We start from the raw sequence: 20841 nt of genomic DNA, 5'->3' as shown, positions 1-20841 counted from the left end.
GCCCATGGAACCCAACGGACCCTCACGGCCTGCCGAGTACGCGGGCTACCTCTACGTGCACTTCAAACGCGAGTCGGTCGACGGTGAGCAGATCTACTTCGCGTTGAGCGACGGCAACGACCCACTGCGCTTCACCGACCTCAACGGCGGCGAGCCGGTGCTGTACTCCGCCTTGGGCGAGCGTGGCGTGCGCGACCCGCACGTCGTCCGCTCGCCCGAAGGCGACCGGTTCTTCCTGATCGCGACCGACCTGCGTCTCTTCGCGAGCCTCGACTGGGACCGGCATCAGCGATGGGGCAGCCGCTCGATCATGGTCTGGGACTCGGCGGACCTGGTGAACTGGGGCCAGGGCAGGCTCGTCCAGGTCGCACCACCCGAGGCCGGCAACACCTGGGCGCCGGAGGCGGTGTGGGACCCCGAACAGGATGCGTACCTCGTCCATTGGTCGTCCACGCTGTACGACGACGCCGCCCATGAAGGCCAGAGCTACAACCGGATCATGTGCGCGACCACCCGCGACTTCCGCGAGTTCTCCGAGCCGCAGGTGTGGATCGACCACGGATGGCAGACGATCGACGCCACCGTGATCGAGCACGACGGCGTCTACTACCGCTTCCTGAAGGACGAGCGCGGCCGTAGCGGCGACGCCCCGCTCGGCAAGTCGATCTTCTCCGAGACCTCGCCCTCGCTGACCACCACCGAATGGAAGCCCCTGGCCGAAGGCATCGGCCTCGACGCCATCACCCAAGGCGAAGGCCCCCTGGTCTACAAGTCGAACACCGAGGACAAGTGGTACCTCTGGATCGACGAGTTCACCCCCGAACGCCGCTACGTCCCCTTCGAGACGACGAACCTCGCCGGCGGCGAATGGACCCACGCCAAGAACCACCACCTCCCGAGCGACCCCTGCCACGGCGTCGTACTGCCAGTCACAGCTGAAGAGTACGAACGACTCGGCAAGGCCTGGACGTGACGCGAGGGCCGGGCGCAGCGCGTCTGACGGTCGGGGCGCTGTGCACCGATCACACGGTCAACCCGTTGGGAATCGACAATCCGGCGCCGGCCCTTGGGTGGCAGCTGAGTTCGCCTTTCGACGGTGAGCAGCAGTCCGGCTACCGGATTCTCGTCGCCGGCAGCCCGGAGCTGTTGGACCGCGGCATCGGCGACGTCTGGGACAGCGGCCGAGTCGACGACGCCGAGTCGGTCGGAGTCTCGTACGCCGGTCCCGCGCTGGAAGCGTCGCGACGCTACTACTGGGCCGTCCAGGTGTGGGACTCACGAGGTGCTCCGTCGGCCTGGAGCGAAGCTTCCTGGTGGGAGATGGCCGCGGCTGATTGGAAGGGCGCCGAGTGGATCAGCCCCGCCACAGAGGATTCGCGTCAGGGCGCTCCGCTTCTCCGTAGAGAGTTCACCGTCGAGCGTTCGGTGGTGAGTGCTCGCGCCACCGTTTACGGGCTCGGGTTCTACGAGCTCCGGCTCAACGGACTCAAGGTCGGCGATCGGGTGCTGACGCCCGCCAGCACGCCGTACGACCGGCTGAACCTGTACGACACGTACGACGTGACCGAGCAGCTGCGAACCGGCGAGAACGCCGTCGGGTTGTGGCTCGGCAACGGCTACGGCTCGGGCTACAACCGGTACGGGTTCCGCTGGCTCGGGCCCAGGCAGGCGATCGTGCTGCTCGAGATCACTCTCACCGACGGCAGCCGGACAACCGTCGTCACCGATGGCGGCTGGAAATGGTCGACCGGCCCGATCGTTGCCGACGACATCTATAACGGCGAGTACTACGACGCCCGCCTGGAGCAACGCGGCTGGGACCGGCCGGGCTACGACGATTCGCGCTGGGAACCGGTCCGCACGGTGCCCGCGCCGGGCGGCGATCTCGTGCCCGCGACGCTTCCGCCGATCCGCGTCGTCCAGACGCTGCTCCCGGTCGAGCTGACGGAGCCCGAGCCGGGCCGGTTCGTGTTCGACCTCGGTCAGAACATCGCGGGCTGGCCACAGCTGCAGGTACGCGGGCAGCGCGGCACCGTCGTACGCCTGCGGACTGCCGAGGAGCTCACAGCAAGCGGCCTGCTCGACACCGCCACCAACCGGAACGCTGCGGCCACTGACACCTATGTCCTGGCCGGTGACCGCTCCGGGGAGACCTACGAGCCGAGATTCGCGTACCACGGCTTCCGGTACGTGGAGGTCACCGGCTATCCGGGCCGGCCGTCGTTGGACAGCATCCGGGGCCGAGTGGTGCACGCCGACGTACGGTCAACCGGCCACTTCGACTCCTCGAACGACCTGCTCAACCGGATCTGGCGCAACAACCGGTGGAGCATCCTCAACAACTCGATGAGCATTCCGACCGACACTCCGGTCCGGGACGAGCGAACTCCGCCGGCCATGGACGTGCAGGCGTATCACGATGCCGCGGTCCGCGAGTTCGGCATGGCCACGTTCTACGCGAACTACCTACGCGCTCTGCCACCCGGGACGGCGCTGCCGAGCGATGCCCCGAAGGCACAGCTGCCGGATATGGCGGGCGGCCAGGTCACGCTGGCCTGGTCGCTCTACGAGCAGTACGGCGACCGGCAGGTCCTGGAGCAGACGTACCCGTTGATGAAGGCATTCGTCGACAAGAACGCGCGCGACCGGCCGTCGCACATCTGGCCGGCGGACCAGGGCTTCGGCGATTGGTGCCCTCCTGAGCGCGGGCCGGAGACGAACGACGGAATGGGCAGTCCGACCGCGGGAGACTGTTTCAGCGAGGTGTCGCTCGTCAACACCGCGCTTTCCTACCAGCAGGCCTCGAACCTGGCCAAGGCGGCGCAGGCGCTCGGGCAGTCGGCGGACGCCGGCCGGTACGCCGCGCTGGCTGCGGCCATCAAGGCGGCGTTCAACGCGCATTTCCTGTCTGCGGACAGAACGACGTACAGCAGTGGCCGGCAGGTGACCAGCATTCTCCCGATCGCCTTCGGGATGGTGCCCGACGACGCCCTGGCCGAAGTCGGCCGGCAACTCGTCGAGACGATCCTGGTCAAGGACGCGGGCCACCTGGACACGGGGATCTTCGGCACCCGCTACCTGATCGACGCGCTCGCCGAGCTCGGACGCCTCGACGTCGCGATGACCGTTCTGAACCAGGAGACCTATCCCGGCTTCGGCTTCGAGATCGCCCACGGCGCGACGACCCCGTGGGAGCAGTGGACGTACGACTCGTCGATGGAAACCCACGACCACGCGATGTTCGCCGGCATCAACGCGTCGCTCTACACCAAGCTCGGCGGGATCGAGCCCACAAGCCCTGGTTACCGGACGCTGCGCATCGCGCCGCAGGTGCCGCCCGGTCTGAGCCATGTCGACGTGACGATCGAGACGGTCCGCGGCCGCGTGGCGTCCAGCTGGGTGAGCACCGAAGCCGACTTCACGTTGACCGTCGAGATCCCGGTCAACGCCACCGCGTCGATCGAGGTCCCGCTCCGCGCCACAAGTCACGTCCAGGCCCCGTCGATTGCGACCTCGGCCGGCATCGACCGTGACGTGGCCCGGTACGTCGTCCCCGCCGGCAGATGGACGTTCCGCTCCACCTGATTGTCCCGTGGCGTGCGACAATGTGTCGAATCGGTTCGATCAAGTGTCCGCTCGAGCTCACCGCGACGGTCCGGCACGGCAGCCGCCGGCGGGACCGTCGCTGAAGTAGTGTCGACGGGACGTGTCGCTAGGAAGAGAACGTTTTGGCAACCATCGGTGACGTTGCGCGAGTGGCGGGAGTCTCCCGGAGCACGGTTTCCTACGCGCTGTCGGGGAAGCGGTCGATCTCGCCGGAGACCCGCCGCCGGGTCGACGACGCCATCAAGCAGTTGAAGTTCACCCCGAACGCCGGGGCGCGATCCCTGCGCACAGCGCAGACCGGCGTCCTGGGGTTGCTGGTCCAGTTCCACGAGGACGAGTTCGCGCCGGCGATGCTGCAGTACATCCTGCCGATCACCGAGACCGCCCGCACGCTCGGCTACGACATCTTGATGATGACCGAGAACGACGGCGCCGAAGCGCTGACGCGGGCCGCCGAGTCCGGAATGGTCGACGGTCTGATCCTCCTCGACGTCATCGACGGCGACCCGCGGGTGGCCGCGCTGCGAGCCACCCAGCAACCCGGCGTCCTCGTCGGTCTCCCCGGTGACACGCGCGGCCTGGACGTCGTGGACCTGGACTTCGCGGCCGCCGCACGCAATCTCGTCGACCACCTCTTCGACCTGGGACATCGCGACGTCGTACTGGTCTCACCGCCGCGGCACGTCTTCGACCGAGGTGGTACCTACTCCTGGCGGTTCCGTGACGCCGCCGTCCAGCGCGCCGCCGAGATCGGCCTGACGTTCACCGCGCGCTACGGGGAGTCCCAGCAGCCGGCCATCGACGCCAACCTGCACGAGATCCTCGACGAGTGCCCGAACGCGACCGGGCTGATCATGCACAACGATGCCTCGGTCGCCGCGCTGCCGCGTCTGCTGCACGCCCGGGGCGTGCGAGTGCCCGACGACCTGTCGGTCGTCAGCCTCTACTCGCGGGACTTCGCCCGCTGGTTCTCACTGCCCTACACCGCGATCGAATCCTCGCCGGGGCTCCTCGGCAAGGTCGCCATCACGCAGCTCACCCAGCGCATCGCGCACGGGGACGATGCCGGCCCGCACGGAACGCGGCTGGTGGCGGCCGAGATCGTCGATCGCGGCAGCACCCGCTGAGTCGCCGCGCCCGCCCGCGGCGAGCGCATCGCACCGTCGCCAGCCTCTTGTTGCCCGGCGCGATTCGAGTTATGTTCGTCGAACTTCCCGTCGAATCGATTCGACGAAGACAAGGCCGAAATCGTGACCGTGTCAGCCTCCGACGTCCGTCATCGAAAGAGGAGAACCATGTCACCCAGTCAAGGACATCCCTGGAACGGGGTACGCCGTAGGAAGGGACTCGCAACCCTCAGCGCCCTGCTCGTCGCGGCTGCGCTCCTGGTCAGTACCCAGAAGCCCGCGTCCGCCGAAACGGCGATCGAGGCCTCGAGCGCGAAGCAACTGAGCGTCGACCTGTCCGCGAAGACCAAGCGTTCTGCAGGCGTCGGCCTCGGCATCCTGTACGGCGTTACGCAGGACGGGCTGCAGCCGTCCGATCAGTTCATCGACCCGCTCAAGCTCAACGCGTTTCGCAGCGGCGGTTGGTATTCCGGCGGCTGGATCAGGGACAACTTCACATTCGGTGCGGCCACGCAGGCCAACATCGACGCGGTGATCGCGGAGGCGAAGCGGTTGCAGCAGCCGCCACTGCACAAGTTCGAGTACCAGGTCCTGCTCAGCGACGTGTTCGGTTCGACCGGCGGTGCGCCCGCGAGCACGCTCTGGCCGTGCACGAACGGCGACTGCGGCAACTGGATCAGCTTCATCGACGCGACCGTCACCCAGCTCCAGGCAGCTCACCAGCACTTCACCTACGAGATCTGGAACGAGCCGGACCTCAGCATCTTCTGGCGGCCGGGTGTGAACACCGACCAGTACTTCCAGATGTGGGACAGCGCCTACCGCGAGATCCGTCGCCTTGCCCCGGCGGCGACGATCGCGGGCCCCTCGTTCGCGTACACTCCGGAGCGACGTCCGGACGAATGGCAGACCTTCCTGGCCCATGCGAAGGCCGCGGGCACCGTTCCCGACGAGATCACCAACCACGACGAGGGCGACATCGACGACCCCGTGACCGTGGGCCGGTCGCTGGCAGACGCGCTGGACGCCAACGGAATCACCCAGCGGCCGCTCTCGGCGAACGAGTACCAGCCGGCCGACCGTCAGAGCGCCGGCGACACCGCCTGGTACGACGCCCGGCTCGCACAGTCGAACTACGCCAACGCCATGCGCGGGAACTGGATCTGCTGCACGATCCCGAACCTGACGGGCCTGCTCACCAAGACCCCGGCCGGCTGGGCGCCGAACGGCAACTGGTGGGCGATGCGAACCTACGCCGACCTGACCGGGACACTGGTCTCCACGTCCGAACAGGTCGGTTCGACCGCGATCTCGGCGTCCGAGGATCCCGCGGAGAAGCGCGCTGTCGCGCTGATCGGTGACATCCAGGGCGGGTACGTCGGGCCGATGGCAGTGAACTTCACCGGCCTGTCCTCGACGCCGTGGCTGGTACGCGACGGCCGGGTCCACGCCACCGTCTATCGCATCCCGGACCAAGGCCCGCTCTTCGCACGCCAGGTCGTCTTCAGTCAGGACGTCCCAGTCGACGGCGACACCGTCGCCGTGCCCTTCGACTTCCAGTCGAAGCACGATGCGTACGGCATCTACCTGTCCTCGTCCGAACCGCAGCAGGTCTCGCTGGACGCCCCGAGCGCAGTTCAGGCCGGGAGCACGTACACCGTCCCGGTCACCTTCACCAACGGCGGCAACCAGGTCGATCGCAAGGTCCGGACTGGTCTTGCTGTCTACACCGCGACCGGCGAACCGGCTCCGGGGTTCACCATCACCTGTGGCGATACGAACGCAGCGGCCTGCCCGGACGTGCCTGCGCTCGGTGCCGGACAAAGCGTGGTTGCGCAGTACACCGTGGCCACTTCAGCCGACCTGCCCAAGGGCAACTACCGGTTCACGGCTACCGCGGCTGCCAAGTCCGAGGGACAGGACATCTCTGTGCAGAACTCCTCCGATGTATTGCAGCAATGCGGAATCGGTGATGTGTGCGAGGCCGAGGACGGGACGCTCGCCGGTGGTGCCTGTCTGGCTACCGACCATCCGGGGTACACGGGCTCCGGCTTCGTCGCCTGCTTCACGTCACCCGGGGGCAGCGTGATGCAACGGATCGCGGCCCAGTCTGCGGGCACGTATACCCTCGACCTCCGCTACGCAGCCGGTCCTAACGGTCCGGCTCAAACCCGGAGCGCTTCAGTGTCGGTGAATGGTGGAGCTCCTCAGCAGATTCCACTGCCGCTCACGGGGAGCTGGAACACCTGGGGAGACGCAACCATCCCAGTGAACCTCGTGGCCGGCTCCAACACGATCAGTGTCCTCTACAGGTCCAGCGACGCCGGATGGTTCAACCTCGATCACCTGGTCGTCACCAACTAGTCGAAGACTGCCCCGTCCGTCGTGGCTGCGACGGGCGGGGCAGGCGTGCCGTCAGGCTCGGATCTTGTTGTCCTGGTTCTGGGCGGCTTTGAGGTCGGCGAGGAGGGTGTCGCGGCAGCTGTTGAGGTCGGTGAGTAGGGCGGCGACGGCCTGGTCGGGGTCGCCGCTGCGGATTGCTTCGAGGATGGCGGCGTGGCGGTCGGTCAGGGCCCCCAGGTCGAGGCCGGCGTGGGCACGCACCTGGGCGATGCACAGCTGCGTCTCGCCCATCACGGTCTCGTGCATCCGGCGCAGGCGTGCACTGCCGGTGGCGGCCACCAACGCACGGTGCAGAGCGATATCGGACTCGGTGTGCTCGGCGTGCTGGTCGCGTTCGGCCGCCATCCGCATCAGGACCAGTGAGCGGTCGGCGTCGCCGGGCACCTCGCTGCGGTTCGCGAGTGTCATCACGGCGCGGGACTCGATCGGCTCCCTGGCGAAGTAGAGATCGGCCACGTCGTCGGCCGACAGTTGCGGGACCACCGCCGTACGACGGGGTCCGCGGCGCAGGAGGCCTTCGTTCGTGAGCCGATCCAACGCGGCCTTGGCGGTCGGCCGGGCGACGGTGAACCGGTTGGCGACCCAGATCTCCGAGAGCTTCTCGCCCGGCGGGATCTCGCTGGCGATGATCTGCTTGCGGAGCGCTGTGGTCAGCGAGTCGGTCAGCGAGGTGCTCTCGAGTTCGACGCTCACTTTTAACCGCCTCCTTGAGGTTCTGCGGCCGGCTCGGGTCTCGATCGGCCTGTGCGCATACTAATTGATCCCTGGTCAACCTGCCTGACAGGTGTACTGACGATCTGGACGAGTCATCGGAAGGTCGTCCGATCCGCGTTGAGCTTCTCGATCCGATCCCAGTCGTAGGTCACACCGAGGCCCGGTCCCGCGGGTACGCCGACACAGCCGTCGTCGCCGACCGCGGACAGGTCTTCGGCGTAGTCGTCGGCGAAGACTTCCGGCAGGGACGGGTTACCGGTCGTCGGGTCCAGCAGCCCGAGCTCGTAGTAGCTCGTGTTCCGGATCGCAGCCATGCAGTGACGCTGCGCCGGTCCGGCCGCGTGCACCTCGACGTCCAGCCCGAGCGCCTCGGCAGCGTGCGCGGTCTTCATCACGCCGGTGATGCCCAGGTCGAGCTCCGGATCCGCGCGGAGGAAGTCCGTCGCGCCGTCGAGGGCCAGCGCAGTCCGCAGTTCGAGTCCGCGGACGAACTCGGTGATGAGTAGCGGCGTACGCACGCGCTCACGCAGGATCCGGTGTGCCAGCGGCGCGTCACCGCGCAGCGGGTCCTCCCACCAGAAGGCGCCTACTTCGTCGCAGAACCGGCCGAGCTTGAGCGCTGCCGCGAGCGTGGGAAGGCTTTTGCCCGGGTCGGTCATGATGTCGCTGCGCCCGGCCGATCCCTCGGCGGTGGCGCCGAAGATCTCGATCTCGTCCTTGGCCGTGCCGGCAGAGCGGCCGTGGATCTTGAAACCCGGGACGCCGAGACTGGCGCACTCGTCGGCGAAGTCGCGATAGCTGTCCGCACTGGCGAGAGTGCCCAGCCCGGATCCGCCGCCGACCGTGCTCACGTACGCCGGCAGCCGGTCCCGGTACCGGCCGAGCAACTGCGATATCCCGAGGCCGGCCAGCTTGCCGGTTGCGTCCCACAGCGCGATGTCGATCGCGCCGGCGCCGATCCGATCGGTCTTGGCGAAGCCGCCGTTGAAACCGTCCCAGATCGCCTCGCGGTCGTGCAGGTCACGACCGACGAGGCTGCCTGCCATCGCCTTGACCTGGGCGATCGCGTACGGCGGCGCGCTCCACATCACGACGTACCCGCCCTCCGCGCCGTCGTCGGTGCGGATCCGGATCCCGAACCGGCGCGTCGTCCGGCTGGTAGGCTCCGCCGCGTTCAACGGCTCGCCCCGGCGGTCGTAGCGGCGTACGACGGTGTGGTCGAACTCGATCAACTCGACTTCGGTGATGATGGACATGAGCCTCCCGCCCGGCCTACTTGAGACCGGTGGTCGCGATGCCCTGGGTCAGGGCCTTCTGGGCGAACAAGAACACGGCGAACACCGGGATCAGCGTCACGATCGACATCGCGAACAGCGCGCCGTAGTCGCTGAGTCCGGCAGAGTCGGAGAAGGTGCTCAGCCCCAGCGGGACCGTGTAGAGGTCGGGCCGGTTCAGGTAGAGCAGCGGGGTGAAGAAGTCGTTCCAGGTCCAGATGAAGGTGAAGACCGCGGTGACGCCGATCGCGGGCATGCACAGCGGCAGGATCACGCTCCAGAACGTGCGTAGCGGCCCGCAGCCGTCGATCGCCGCGGCATCGTCCAGGGTGGTCGGCAACGTCCGCATGAACTGCACCATCAAGAAGATGAAGAACGACTCGACCCCGAGGAACTTCGGCAGGATCAGCGGTACGTAGGTGTCGGTCAGACCGAGCCTGGAGAAGATCACGTACTGCGGAACGACCGTCACATGGAACGGCAGCATGATCGTCGCCAGCATGGTGGCGAACATCGGTCCGCGCAGGCCGAAGCGCAGCCGGGCGAACGCGTACGCCGCCAGCGTGCACGAGATCAGGTTGCCGACGATGCAGGCCAGCGCGACCAGCATCGAGTTGAACATGAACCGCCCGAACGAGATACCGAGCGAGCTCCAGCCGTGCAGGTAGTTGTCCAGCGTCAGCCCGCCGCCGCCGGCCCCGTCGCCGAAGATGTCGCTGTTGTTCATGAACGACCTGGTCAGCATCCAGATCAGCGGATAGATCATGATGATGCCAAAGGCAACCAACAGCAGGTGCCGCCAGCCGCGGCGCAGGATCCATTGCAGCAGTTCAGTTCTCATAGTGGACCCAACGGCGGGCGGCGACGAAGTTGACGGCGGTCAGCATGCCGATCACGACGAACAGGACCCACGCCAGTGCGCTGGCGTAGCCCATCTCGAAGTTCTTGAAGCCGGTGACGAACAGGTAGAGCGTGTAGAACAACGTCGAGTTCGCCGGGCCACCGGTTCCCGCGGAGATGATGTAGGCCTGGGTGAACGCCTGGAACGAACCGATGAGCTGCAGGATCAGGTTGAAGAACACAACCGGGCTGAGCAGCGGCAGGATCACCGAGGTGAACCGCCGCCAGGCGCCGGCTCCGTCGACCTTGGCCGCCTCGACCAGCTCTTCCGGGATCTGGCGCAGCCCGGCCAGGAAGATGATCATCGGCGAGCCGAAGGTCCACACGTGCAGGATGATCAGCGTGTCCAGCGCATGCGCGGGCTCGGAGATCCAGGAGCCCATCTGGATGCCGAGCTTCCCGGCCAGTTCGGGCACGAGTCCGGTGCTGGAGAACAGCTGTCGCCACAGCACCGCCACCGCGACGCTGCCCCCGAGCAGCGACGGCAGGTAGTACACCGATCGATAGATCGCCAGCCCCCGGACACCTTGGTTGAGCAGGACGGCGATGGCCAACGCGAAGGCGAGTTGCAGCGGAACCGAGATGAACACGTACTTCGCCGTCACGCCGGCGGCCGCGAGGAAGTCCGGGTCGCCGAACATCCGCCGATAGTTCTCCAGCCCGGTGAACCGGGGCGAGTTCCCGAGCCGGTAGTCGGTGAAGGACAGGTACAGCGAGGTCACCATCGGCATGAGCGTGATCAGCAGCACGCCGGCGATCCACGGCAGCAGGAACAAGTACGCGATCCGCGATCGCCGGCCGCGCGAACGGCCGCGGGCTGATGCCCGCTGTACCTCGGTGATCAGGGCCATCGCGCTATTCCACCGGCGACTCGGAGAGCGGCTGCCAGTCGCTCTGCTGCCCCTCCCACCGGTGCAGGCCCAGCTTGACCGCGTCCAGCCGCTCCATGGTCGCGCCGTCGTAGTGGCCCAGCGACAGGCCGTCGGCGCCTGCCTCCACGGCTGCCTTGATGCTGTCGGTCAGCGTCTGGGTCGTCGCGTTCGGCCGTACTCCGAGTGCCGCGATCAACTGCTGGTCCTCGCGGAGGGCGCGGCGGCACTTCATCAATTTCGCGCGCTTGGTCGCTACCCCCTCGGCCGTACCGAGCTGGTCGGAGTAGTCGGATTCGCGGACCGAGTCCACGTACGTGAACGCCGACGCGAAGTCGAGCCCGGCGCGCTCCGGCGAGGCCATGTACGTGTTGTAGCGGAACTCGACCTGACGCCCGGAAGCGGCGAGTGCCTCGCGGACCAGCGCGAACAGCCGGTTGACCGAGCGCTTGCGGAACTGCAGCCACGCTGTGAACGCCTCGTTCTCCACCAGCAGCGCCGATTCGGTGTAGTTGGACTCGTCGAGGAGTTGGCGTTCGTGCAGTTCCTCCAGCCCGATCCGGCGAGACAGGTTGGCGAGATGGGTGACCTCGCGGACGACGGCGTCCCAGTCGAGCCCTTCCTCGGTCGCCTTCGCCTTGCAGGCCGCGCAGAAACAGCCACCGGTCGCCACCGCGAGCAGCTGCTGCCAGGAGGTCGGGCCGAAGCTGTGCGTCCCGCCGTCGTCGCGTCCGGCGCCGAACAGGACCAGGCACGTCTGCACGTAATCGACATCGTGATTGGCCGCGACGTCGGCGAACAAGCCGTAGAGATAGTCCTGGACGTCGGGGTGGTTGAGGCAGGGGAGGGCCCGCTGGGCCTCGACCGCTTCGAACGCGCCGACGATGTTGCCGTACACATCACGCTGCAGTACGTCGGACAGGTTCTCGCGTGCGTACTGCGCGTCGATGATCGTGTGCGAGATCTCGCAACCGGTCCGCATGCCGCGCCGGCGGGCCGCGGCGGTCAGCTCGTCGAGCCAGTCCCGCCCGATCAGGAACTCGCGCTCGGTGGTCAACGGCTTGATCCGCTGATACTTGCCCGGGTCCGGCGCCCAGTAGACCCGGCTGTCCTCGGGAACGTAGTACCGACGGACCGGATTGTGCGGGTAGTGCCGCGCGTGCAGAGGCCGTTTCTCCTTGTGCATAAGGCCGACCAGGTACGCCGAGTTCACCTCCGACCGGCTGCTCAGGACGTCGAGGATGTGCTCGATGCCCTCGTCGGCCAGGTCCCACGGGTACAGGCTCGCGGCGATCTCGTTCAGAGGCATAGGGGTCCTTCCGCGCGTTCGGTGGGGTTACTTCTTGACGAGCTTGGTGCGCAGGTCGCCGAAGATCAGATCGACGGTCTGCTGGATCGAGGCCTTGTCGTAGGCGAGGTTCTTCCACGCCTTGACCATGTCGCTGGAGAACGCTCCGGAGGTCGGCAGCCCGTTGCGTACGGGCCTGGTCTTCGCCTCGGCCTCGAACCCGATGTAGGTGAGGAACTGCTTCTCCGCGGGCGTCACCGAGGTGGCGATGGCGTCGCGGACGGTCTGGGTGGGCGGCGCGCCGATCGTGGTGCCGATGATCTTGGCGCGGTCGACGTCGTTGAGCAGATAGTCCGCGAACTTCAGCGCCGCGTCCGGATTCTTCGTGTTCGCGGCGACGCAGAGCATGTTCGGCGACAGCGCGATCGCCTTGTTGCCGGCCCCGCCGTTGCCCGGGCACGGCATCAGCACCAGCGGATCCTTGGTCAGGCCCTGCAACTCGAGCATCTGGTTGGAGTTGCGCATGTGGTACGCCGCCAGCCCGCGGATCATCGGCGCGCCCTCGAAGTACGGGTTCTGCTCCAGCGCCAGCGCGGTCGGAACCGACGCCTGGGTGTCGCGCAGGTTCTTCCAGTACGTCAGCCACTCGGTCATCAGGTCCCTGGTGAAGCCGAGATCGCCGTTCTCGGCCCACATGTCCTGATCGTGCTGACGGGCGTAGGCCCCGAACCAGTCGGCCGCGCCGCCGGTGTTCGGATCGTCGGTGCCGAAGAACTTGGCCCCTTTGGCGGCGTGGATCTTCGCGCTGAGCTGCGCGTACTCGTCCCAGGTGTAGGAGTCCGGATAGTTCTTCACCGGTACGCCGACCTCGTCGAGGACGTTCTTCTTCGCGAACAGGCCGATCGACTGCAACCCGTGCGTCATCGCGTACTGCTTGCCGTCGATCACGCCCGGCGCCTTGATCGCGTCGCTGAAGCCGGCGTCGGCGATACCCTTGCCCGCGCCCAGGTGCGAGGTCAGGTCCATGACGTGGCCGCCGGCAACGAGTTGGGGCAGCAGGTCGCTGGTCACCCAGAACACGTCCGGGAGGTTCTTGCCCGACATCGCGACGGTGATCTTGGTTTCGATCGCGTCGATATCGCCGAACTCGGGGCCGACCTTGATCGAGGGGTTCTTGTCGGTGAACGCCGTACAGGCCTTCTGGAAACGTTTCACTCGGTCGTCGGAACCCCAGAACATGAACCGGAGAGAGGCCGACTTCGACGATCCGGAACCGGTCGAGTCGCCGCAGGCCGCGAGCGCGGGGCCGGCGAGTGCAGCGGCGCCGAGCCCACCGGCCCAGCGGAGAACGGACCGGCGTGACAGACGAGAGAGCGGGACGGACATCGCCATCACCTTTCGCTCGGCGCGATCGGTCGGCAGAAGCCCCGATGCGCTGGGGGGATGTACCTGCGATCATCTTCATTTCGGCAAACTTGTCTGTCAAGATGACAGGCAAGACGAGTTTTCAGGAGAGTATTGTTATGCCGACGCTCCCGCTCAGTGCCAACATCTCGATCCTGTTCACCGAGCTGCCGTACCTGGATCGTCCGGCCGCCGCCCGTGCCGCAGGGTTCGAGTACGTCGAGAGCTGGTGGCCGTTTCCGACGCCGGTGGCCTCGCCGGAGCAGGTGGACGCGTTGGTCGCCGCACTCGACCGAGCGCAGGTCGAACTCTCGGGCCTCAACTTCTTCGCCGGTGACATGCCGTCCGGCGAGCGAGGCCTCGCTTGCCGGCCCGACCGGCAGGACGACCTGAGCCTCAACACCGGGCAACTCCTGGAGATCGCGCGGCGCACCGGGTGCCGCGCATTCAACCTGCTGTACGGCCAGCTGGACGATCGCTGGTCCGACGCCGAGCAACGGGCCACCGCGATCCACGCCGTGACGACTGCCGCGACGGCCGTGGCCGAGATCGACGGAACTGTGCTGCTGGAGCCGCTGGCGCGTGGCCTCAACGGGACCTATGCGCTGGTCGACGGCGACGACGTGGTCGAGTTGCTCGAAGGCCCGCTGCGTTCGACCCCGAATGTCCGGCTGCTGTTCGACCTGTTCCATCTCGGCAGCAACGGCGTGGACCTGGTCGCTGCGGCGCAGCGGCTGGCACCGTGGATCGGTCACGTCCAGCTCGCCGACTGCCCCGGCCGCGGCGAGCCCGGCAGCGGTGAGCTGCCGATCGAGGAGACGGTCGCCGCCCTCGTCGCGGCGGGCTATCGCGGCATGATCGCCGCGGAGTACCAGCCGACCGGTCCGACGGCACAGTCGCTCAGTTGGATTGATCGGTTGGGCGCCGTCGCTCAGTCCGGGTGATCAGTTTCTGTTCTGCTCGCGGTCGCTGCTCCTAGCGTCATCCCGAACCTCGCGTTCTCCGACCGAACTGCGAATCGAGGGATGGTATGCCCGAGCCACTTGCCGACCTCCGGCTGCGTGATTTCGCTCCGGTGCCGATGCTGACCGCCGCGGTGACGGAGGTGAACGAGCCGGCGGCGCCGATCGTCGACGTACACAACCATCTGGGTCGCCGCTTGACCGGGGTATGGCGGGCGCCCGACCCGGCAGCGTTGATCGCGACGATGGACGAGGCCGGCGTGGCGACGATCGTGAACCTCGACGGCGAGTGGGGTGACGAGCTCGAGGCGAACCTCGATCGCTACGACCGCAGCTATCCAGGGCGTTTCGTCACTTTCGCCCGGCTGGACTGGGCCGACACATCCACGGCCGGCTGGGGCGACCGGATGGCCGCGTCGCTCGAAGATTCGGTACGCCGGGGTGCCGCCGGGCTCAAGCTCTGGAAGGACATCGGCCTGCGGATCCGCGACGAGCACGACCAGTTGGTCTTCCTCGATGATCCGCGGCTCGAACCGCTGTGGGCAGCGCTGGCCGCGGCCGGCGTACCCGCCTTGATCCACACTGCCGATCCGGTGGCGTTCTTCCAGCCGCTGGACGCGCGCAACGAACGGGTCGAGGAACTGCTGCGGCATCCCGACTGGCATTTCCACGGCGCGGAGTTCCCGCCGCTGCAGCGCCTGCTCGACGCGCTCGAGGCCGTCGTCACGGGACATCCGGACGTGCGGTTCATCGGCGCCCACGTCGGCTGCCTCGCGGAGAATCTCGACTGGGTGGAGCAGATGCTCGACCGTTGCCCGAACTATCGCGTCGACATCGCCGCGCGGCTCGCCGAGATCGGCCGTCAGCCACGGCGAACGCGAGCGCTGATCGAGCGCCATCCCGATCGGGTGCTGCTCGGCACCGACTGTGCGCCGCCCGAGCTCGACGACTACCGGATGTACCAGCGTTTCCTGGAAACCGCGGACGAGGCCTTCCCGTACTCGTCGGACGAACCGCCGCCCACCGGGCGCTGGACGATCTCGGGTCTCGGTCTGCCGGCCGAGCTCGCGGCGGCGGTCGAGGGCGACAACGCCCGGGCGTTCATCCCGGCGCTCGCCGGATCCTCAGCGAGGGGGAGCGATGCCGGAGTTTGATCTGGTCATCATCGGTGGCGGCATCGTCGGCGCGAGTGCCGCGCTGGCCGGCGTCCGGAAGGGCGCCCGGGTCGCCGTCGTCGATGCCGGTCTGGCCGGACGGGCGACCGATGCCGGGGCGGGAATCGTTTCGCCCGTCGCTCTCGACCGCGGTGAGCTGCGGCCGGAGTGGACATCGGTGATCACCGAATGCGTGGGCTACTACCGCAGTCTGCTGGCCGAGCTCGATGCGATCGATCCGGCCGGCGCCGGCTCGGCGACCTTCGAGCAGGTCGGCGAACTCGTGGTGGCGGGGGACGATCCGCACGAGCAGGCCGCCCTCGACGCGGTGGCCGAGCGCTTGTCGCGGCCCGAAGGCCGACGTGCTCACGGCATCACCAAGCCTGCGCAGACCGTCGACCGCGCCGACCTACGCCGGTACTGGCCGGAACTGCGCGACGACCTGCGTGGTCTGTACATCGCCGAGGTCGGCCGGGTCGTCGGGTCACGGTTGCACGACCGGTTGATGACGGCGACACGCAGACGCGCACAGGGTGCCCGCGACGGCGCGACGTTCGAGCTGATCCCCGGCGCGGGGATGCTCGATCCGCTGGACTCGGTCCCACGCGTCCGTGTCGGTCACCGTGTGCTCGAGGCGGAGGCGGTGCTCCTGGCCACCGGGGCCTGGGCGGCCGCGGACCTCGCCGGATTCGGTGTCTACGTCGACGTCCGGCCGATCCGCGGACAGCTCGTGCACCTTCGTCTCGACGGCCAGCAGACCGGCATGCGGCCGATCGTCAACACCCCGGGCGGAAGCTACTTGCTCGGCTTCGACGACCGCATCGTCGTGGGTGCGACCCACGAGGATGTCGGGTTCGACGCCCGGGTGACGGCTGCCGGGCAACACGCAGTACTGAACGATGCGCTGAGGCTCGCGCCGGGTCTGTCGGCCGCGACGGTGCTGGAGACCAGGGTGGGCTTGCGGCCGGCGACCACCGACGGCCTGCCGTTGATCGGCGCAGTAGCGCCGGCGATTCATGTAGCCACCGGCCTCGGTGCGTGGGGCCTCACGCTCGGGCCTTTGCTCGGCGAGCTGGCGGCCCGGCACGCACTCGGCGACCCGCTGCCGGCCCGCTTCGACTTCCTCCGCCCGGGCCGCCCCCTCCTGAAGGAGTCCGCATGAACACAGCACGACGTCTGTTGAGCCTCTGTCTCGCGCCGCTGCTCCTCGCGGCGGCCGCCTGCTCCGGGTCCTCGGAGTCCGCCGACAACGAGCACGTCACGCTCACGTACGCGATCTGGGACCAGGCGCAGTCGGCTGCGATGAAGCAGATCATCGACGAGTTCCACGCCCAGCACCCGAACATCGACGTACAGGTCCAGGTCACCCCGTGGGAGAGCTACTGGACGAAGCTGCAGACCAGCATCACCGCGGGCAGCGGTCCCGACGTGCTCTGGATGACGATGGTCTACGCGAAGTACTACGCGGTCGGCGGCGGCATTGCTCCACTCGACGACCAGATCAAGGACTCGAAGCTGGACATGGGCGCCTACGTGCCTGCCGTCACCAAGGCCTACACGGTCGACGGGAAGGTGTACGGGATTCCCAAGGACGTCAACGGATTCGGGCTCTGCTACAACAAACTGCTCTTCGACGCGGCCAAGGTGAAGTATCCGGACGAGTCGTGGACGTGGAACGACGTGATCGCTGCGGCCCAGAAGCTGACCAATCCGCAGAAGGGCGTCTTCGGATTCGTCGCACCTGAGGCCGACGAGCTGAGCTGGTACCTGACGGTGCCGCAGGTTGGCGGGCAGATCATCTCGGCCGACGGCAAAAGCTCGGGCTACGGCCAGCCGGCGACGGTCCAGGGCATCCAGTTCTGGACGGACATGATCACGAAGTACCACGTCTCGCCGACGTTGCAGCAGACCACCGACACCGACCCGCTGGCGATGCTCACCTCGGGCAAGGTCGCGATGAGGTACTGCGGTTCCTGGGAGCCCGAGGAGATCGCGGCCGTCCCGTACGGCAAGGCCAATATCGACGTCGCGCCGCTACCGGCCGGCCCGGACGGGAACCGCAAATACTACAGCAACGGACTGGCGAACAGCATCTCGGCGAAGACCAAGCATCCCAAGCAGGCCTGGGAGTTCGCGCAGTTCCTCGGCTCCGAGCGCGCGGCCGAGATCCAGGCGAAGACCGGCACCGTGATCCCGGCGTACCAGGGGCACGCGGATGCCTACGCCAAGGCGATGCCGGAGTTCCACCTCCAGGTCTTCGTTGATCACCTGAAGTACGCCGAGCCGTTCCCCGCGTCCACCGACACCGCTGCCTGGCGGGACGCCGCGACGAAGCAATTCGCCGACGCATGGACCGGCAAGGCCTCGACCGCGGACGTCTCGCAGCGCGTTGCGGAGACGATGAACGAGGCGCTGGCGAAGGAGAAGAAGTGAGCAGCCCGGGTACCGCCCGGCCGCGGCCGCCCACCCGGGACAGCGGCTGGTGGGCAGCGATGTTCTTGCTGCCCGCCGCCGCGGGGCTCCTCGTCTTCGAGATCTGGCCGACGTTCCAGACGATCTACTACTCCTTCACGAGTTGGGGAGCGTTCGGCGGCCATGTCTGGTCAGGACTCGAGAACTACCGGACGCTGCTTGCCGATTCCGACGTCCTGCATGCGGTGATCAACACGGCGATCATCAGCGCCATCTCGTTGATCGCGGTGCCGTTGTCGGCGGTCGTGGCGGCTCTGCTCAGCCTGCCCGGGATGCGCGGCGTCACTGTCTACCGCACGTTGTACTTCCTGCCGGTGGTTACGCTGCCCGCGGCGATCGCCCTGACCTGGAAGTTCCTCTTCAACGGCGACTACGGTCTGATCAACTGGCTGCTGTCGAAGTTCGGGATCGACGGCCCGCACTGGCTTTCCGACCCGGCCACGGCGATCTTCGCCATCAGCATCGTCGGGGTGTGGGGATCGATCGGCTACAACATGGTCATCTTTCTCTCCGGTATTCGCGGCATCCCGGTCGACTACTACGAGGCGGCCGAGCTGGACGGGGCCGGCCGGGTGTCGCAGTTCTTCCACGTCACCGTGCCGCTGCTGACGCCGTCGATCTTCTTCGTCACGGTGATCACGGTGATCAACTCGCTGCAGGCGTTCGACCTGATCTACCTGATGGTCGGCCAGCAGAGTCCCGCGATCCAGCGGACCGAGACGCTGGTCTACCTGTTCTACCAACGTGGCTTCGCCGAGCACGACGGAGGATATGCGGCGGCGATCGGCGTCGTACTGCTCCTCGCGACGCTGATCCTGACCGCGATGCAGTTCCGCTTGCAGAGGAGGTGGGTGCACTATGGGTGACTCGGCCCGGCTGCCGACCGGTCGCCGGCGGCGTTATCTGCCCCGGCATCCGGTCGCTCATCTGGTGCTCTGCCTGGGCGCCGTGGTGATGGTCGGACCGTTCCTGTGGCAGCTCACGACCTCGCTCCAGACCTTCGGCGAGTCGGTGAGTGTGCCGCCGACCTTCGTGCCGCACTCACCGCAGTGGTCGAACGTGACCGCCGTCTTCGCCGCGTTGCCGTTCGGCCATCAGTTGCTGAACACGACGCTGATGACGATCGCCCGGACCGTCGGTCAGGTGCTGTTCAGCTGTCTGGCCGGCTTCGCCTTCGCGCGGATGCAGTTCCGCGGCAGCGCCGTACTCTTCGGGATCTTCCTCTCGGTGACGATGGTCCCGTACCAGGTGTTCCTGCTCCCGCAGTACCAGATCATGCAGCGGCTGGGCCTGCTGAACACGTTGGTCGCGCTGTTCCTGCCGGGAATGTTCAGTGCCTTCGGCACCTTCCTGATGCGCCAGTTCTTCCGGCAACTGCCGATCGAGATCGAGGAGGCGGCCCGGATCGACGGGGCGAACATCCTGCAGATCTTCTGGCGGATCATGCTGCCGATGAGTGCGCCGGGGATGATCGCGCTCGGCGTACTCGTGATCATCTGGTCCTGGAACGATCTGCTGTGGCCGCTGGTGGTGAACTCGGATCCACGGCAGATGCCGGTGTCCGCCGGTCTGGCCAGTTTGCAGGGGCAGTACACGACGAACTTCCCGGTGCTGATGGCCGGCTCACTGCTGGCGAGCCTGCCGGTGATCATCATCTTCATCGTGTTCCAGCGGCACCTGATGAGCGGTATCGCCTTCTCCGGCGTGAAGGGCTGAGCGTCAGCCGACCCGGGTCTTCCGGGAAGCGCCGGCCACATGCACCGTCACACCCAGCTCGGTCAGGCGGGCGAGCTCTTGCGGGTCCGCCGACGCGTCGGTCACCAACAGGTCGACCGCCGACGCGTCGGCGACCTTCGCGACGGTCGCCGCGCCGATCTTGGAGCCGTCGGCAACGACCATCAACCGGTGTGCGTGCGAGACCATGGCGTGGTTGGTGCGGGCCTCCGTGTGGTCGTGGGTGGTCACTCCGTGGGCCGCGCTGACGCCGTCGGCGCCGAGGATGGCCAGGTTGACGCTCATTCCGTTGAAGGCGCTCTCGGCCAGGCTGCCCACCAGTTCGAACGAGTTCGACCGGATCACGCCACCGGTCATGATGATCTGCAGATTGGGCTGCGATGCCACTGCCGCCGCGGTGGTGAGCGCATTCGTCACGATTGTGAGCCGCCGGCGCTGACCGAGCTGGCGGGCAACCTCGGCCGTCGTCGATCCGCCGCCGATCGCCACCGCCAGCGGCCGGTCGGCGGGCAGCAGCGAGGCGGCCTTGACCGCGATCGCGCGCTTGGCCAACGGGGACCTGGTGTCGCGGAGCTGGACCGGCAGCTCCGGGCCGGTGTTCGCCCGGGCGCCGCCGCGGGTGCGGGACACCAGGCCTTGTTCCTCGAGGTGTGTCATGTCCCGGCGCAGCGTCGCCGGGGACACTTGGAGTTCGTGACACATCGTGTCGACGGACAGGGCTCCCCGCGTGCTCAGCAGGTCGAGGATCTCGACCAGGCGCTGAGCTCGACGGGGTGACGGTGCCGACGGTTGCCCACAGCGCACCGCCGGGAGGGCTGGCGTACTGATGACGATCACCTCGTTCTGACCTGCGCGACGAGTGAATCGCCTCAGTCTAGGGAACCAGGCCCCGCCGCCGATGCTTACGCGCAATCGAAGTGAGCGATCCTGGTCG

17 protein-coding genes are annotated in these 20841 nt (G+C 67.4%); 10 read left to right on the top strand and 7 right to left on the bottom strand.

The window, feature by feature from the left end; genetic code table 11:
* Positions 1 to 4: 4 nt before the first annotated feature.
* The 4 genes from ABT313_RS01370 to ABT313_RS01355 all read left to right on the top strand — a co-directional run bounded on the left by ABT313_RS01370 (position 5) and on the right by ABT313_RS01355 (position 7097).
* Positions 5 to 973, top strand: coding sequence for a glycoside hydrolase family 43 protein (locus ABT313_RS01370; RefSeq protein WP_350847413.1), 969 nt, complete (start codon positions 5 to 7; stop codon positions 971 to 973).
* Positions 970 to 3585 carry a family 78 glycoside hydrolase catalytic domain gene (locus ABT313_RS01365; RefSeq protein ID WP_350847410.1) on the top strand — a complete coding sequence of 872 codons (2616 nt, stop codon included), beginning with the start codon at positions 970 to 972 and terminating at the stop codon, positions 3583 to 3585. The genes ABT313_RS01370 and ABT313_RS01365 overlap by 4 nt, the downstream gene beginning before the upstream one ends.
* Before the next feature lie 143 nt (positions 3586 to 3728).
* The gene (locus ABT313_RS01360; RefSeq protein WP_350847408.1) at positions 3729 to 4733 is read left to right on the top strand and encodes a LacI family DNA-binding transcriptional regulator; all 1005 of its coding nucleotides are present in this window, start codon (positions 3729 to 3731) and stop codon (positions 4731 to 4733) included.
* 168 nt (positions 4734 to 4901) lie between these two features.
* Positions 4902 to 7097 (top strand): CBM35 domain-containing protein, encoded by a 2196-nt coding sequence (locus tag ABT313_RS01355; protein WP_350847406.1) that lies wholly within the window; start codon positions 4902 to 4904, stop codon positions 7095 to 7097.
* Positions 7098 to 7148: 51 nt separating this feature from the next.
* Here ABT313_RS01355 and ABT313_RS01350 read toward each other — a convergent pair whose 3' ends face one another.
* From ABT313_RS01350 to ABT313_RS01325, 6 genes are all read right to left on the bottom strand, one after another.
* Complete coding sequence (locus tag ABT313_RS01350) at positions 7149 to 7829, bottom strand: GntR family transcriptional regulator (protein WP_350847404.1); 681 nt, start codon at positions 7827 to 7829, stop codon at positions 7149 to 7151.
* A gap of 113 nt (positions 7830 to 7942) precedes the next feature.
* Positions 7943 to 9106 carry an enolase C-terminal domain-like protein gene (locus ABT313_RS01345; RefSeq protein WP_350847402.1) on the bottom strand — a complete coding sequence of 388 codons (1164 nt, stop codon included), beginning with the start codon at positions 9104 to 9106 and terminating at the stop codon, positions 7943 to 7945.
* 16 nt (positions 9107 to 9122) lie between these two features.
* Positions 9123 to 9965, bottom strand: a complete 843-nt coding sequence (locus ABT313_RS01340; RefSeq protein WP_350847400.1) for a carbohydrate ABC transporter permease — start codon at positions 9963 to 9965, stop codon at positions 9123 to 9125.
* Positions 9955 to 10875: a carbohydrate ABC transporter permease gene (locus ABT313_RS01335; protein WP_350847398.1), complete on the bottom strand. Its 921-nt coding sequence runs from the start codon at positions 10873 to 10875 to the stop codon at positions 9955 to 9957. The genes ABT313_RS01340 and ABT313_RS01335 overlap by 11 nt, the downstream gene beginning before the upstream one ends.
* 4 nt (positions 10876 to 10879) lie before the next feature.
* The gene (locus tag ABT313_RS01330; RefSeq protein WP_350847396.1) at positions 10880 to 12202 is read right to left on the bottom strand and encodes an alpha-amylase family protein; all 1323 of its coding nucleotides are present in this window, start codon (positions 12200 to 12202) and stop codon (positions 10880 to 10882) included.
* Positions 12203 to 12229: 27 nt separating this feature from the next.
* Positions 12230 to 13567 (bottom strand): ABC transporter substrate-binding protein, encoded by a 1338-nt coding sequence (locus ABT313_RS01325; protein WP_350847394.1) that lies wholly within the window; start codon positions 13565 to 13567, stop codon positions 12230 to 12232.
* 137 nt (positions 13568 to 13704) lie between these two features.
* On the opposite strand from ABT313_RS01325, the gene ABT313_RS01320 reads away from it, so the two are divergent.
* The 6 genes from ABT313_RS01320 (at position 13705) to ABT313_RS01295 (ending at position 19889) form a co-directional block, all read left to right on the top strand.
* The gene (locus ABT313_RS01320; RefSeq protein ID WP_350847393.1) at positions 13705 to 14529 is read left to right on the top strand and encodes a hydroxypyruvate isomerase family protein; all 825 of its coding nucleotides are present in this window, start codon (positions 13705 to 13707) and stop codon (positions 14527 to 14529) included.
* An 86-nt stretch (positions 14530 to 14615) separates the two neighbouring features.
* A complete protein-coding gene (locus ABT313_RS01315) occupies positions 14616 to 15701 on the top strand; it encodes an amidohydrolase family protein (RefSeq protein WP_350847390.1) in 1086 nt (361 codons plus the stop codon).
* Complete coding sequence (locus ABT313_RS01310; protein WP_350847388.1) at positions 15688 to 16863, top strand: NAD(P)/FAD-dependent oxidoreductase; 1176 nt, start codon at positions 15688 to 15690, stop codon at positions 16861 to 16863. The genes ABT313_RS01315 and ABT313_RS01310 overlap by 14 nt, the downstream gene beginning before the upstream one ends.
* Positions 16860 to 18134, top strand: coding sequence for an ABC transporter substrate-binding protein (locus tag ABT313_RS01305; RefSeq protein ID WP_350847387.1), 1275 nt, complete (start codon positions 16860 to 16862; stop codon positions 18132 to 18134). Before ABT313_RS01310 ends, ABT313_RS01305 begins: the two co-directional genes overlap by 4 nt.
* Entirely contained in the window at positions 18131 to 19039 is a 909-nt protein-coding gene (locus ABT313_RS01300; protein ID WP_350847385.1) for a carbohydrate ABC transporter permease, read from the top strand. The genes ABT313_RS01305 and ABT313_RS01300 overlap by 4 nt, the downstream gene beginning before the upstream one ends.
* Positions 19032 to 19889, top strand: coding sequence for a carbohydrate ABC transporter permease (locus ABT313_RS01295; RefSeq protein WP_350847383.1), 858 nt, complete (start codon positions 19032 to 19034; stop codon positions 19887 to 19889). The genes ABT313_RS01300 and ABT313_RS01295 overlap by 8 nt, the downstream gene beginning before the upstream one ends.
* 3 nt (positions 19890 to 19892) lie before the next feature.
* On the opposite strand, the gene ABT313_RS01290 is transcribed toward ABT313_RS01295, so the two are convergent.
* Positions 19893 to 20663, bottom strand: a complete 771-nt coding sequence (locus tag ABT313_RS01290) for a DeoR/GlpR family DNA-binding transcription regulator (RefSeq protein ID WP_502883943.1) — start codon at positions 20661 to 20663, stop codon at positions 19893 to 19895.
* Between the last annotated feature and the right edge of the window lie 178 nt (positions 20664 to 20841).

Origin of the sequence: Kribbella sp. NPDC000426, from assembly GCF_040300265.1 — a bacterium.
GTDB lineage: Bacteria > Actinomycetota > Actinomycetes > Propionibacteriales > Kribbellaceae > Kribbella.
Note: the sequence above shows the minus strand (reverse complement) of the source record. Positions and strands in the feature narration are given on the sequence as shown.

Excerpts from the sequence above, each read along its gene's own strand:
- ABT313_RS01335 (WP_350847398.1), bottom strand. The coding sequence starts at position 10,875 with ATGGCCCTGATCACCGAGGTACAGCGGGCATCAGCCCGCGGCCGTTCG.
- ABT313_RS01320 (WP_350847393.1), top strand. The coding sequence starts at position 13,705 with ATGCCGACGCTCCCGCTCAGTGCCAACATCTCGATCCTGTTCACCGAG.
- ABT313_RS01310 (WP_350847388.1), top strand. The coding sequence starts at position 15,688 with ATGCCGGAGTTTGATCTGGTCATCATCGGTGGCGGCATCGTCGGCGCG.
- ABT313_RS01340 (WP_350847400.1), bottom strand. The coding sequence starts at position 9,965 with ATGAGAACTGAACTGCTGCAATGGATCCTGCGCCGCGGCTGGCGGCAC.
- ABT313_RS01325 (WP_350847394.1), bottom strand. The coding sequence starts at position 13,567 with ATGTCCGTCCCGCTCTCTCGTCTGTCACGCCGGTCCGTTCTCCGCTGG.
- ABT313_RS01315 (WP_350847390.1), top strand. The coding sequence starts at position 14,616 with ATGCCCGAGCCACTTGCCGACCTCCGGCTGCGTGATTTCGCTCCGGTG.
- ABT313_RS01370 (WP_350847413.1), top strand. The coding sequence starts at position 5 with ATGGAACCCAACGGACCCTCACGGCCTGCCGAGTACGCGGGCTACCTC.
- ABT313_RS01345 (WP_350847402.1), bottom strand. The coding sequence starts at position 9,106 with ATGTCCATCATCACCGAAGTCGAGTTGATCGAGTTCGACCACACCGTC.
- ABT313_RS01355 (WP_350847406.1), top strand. The coding sequence starts at position 4,902 with ATGTCACCCAGTCAAGGACATCCCTGGAACGGGGTACGCCGTAGGAAG.
- ABT313_RS01305 (WP_350847387.1), top strand. The coding sequence starts at position 16,860 with ATGAACACAGCACGACGTCTGTTGAGCCTCTGTCTCGCGCCGCTGCTC.
- ABT313_RS01295 (WP_350847383.1), top strand. The coding sequence starts at position 19,032 with ATGGGTGACTCGGCCCGGCTGCCGACCGGTCGCCGGCGGCGTTATCTG.
- ABT313_RS01330 (WP_350847396.1), bottom strand. The coding sequence starts at position 12,202 with ATGCCTCTGAACGAGATCGCCGCGAGCCTGTACCCGTGGGACCTGGCC.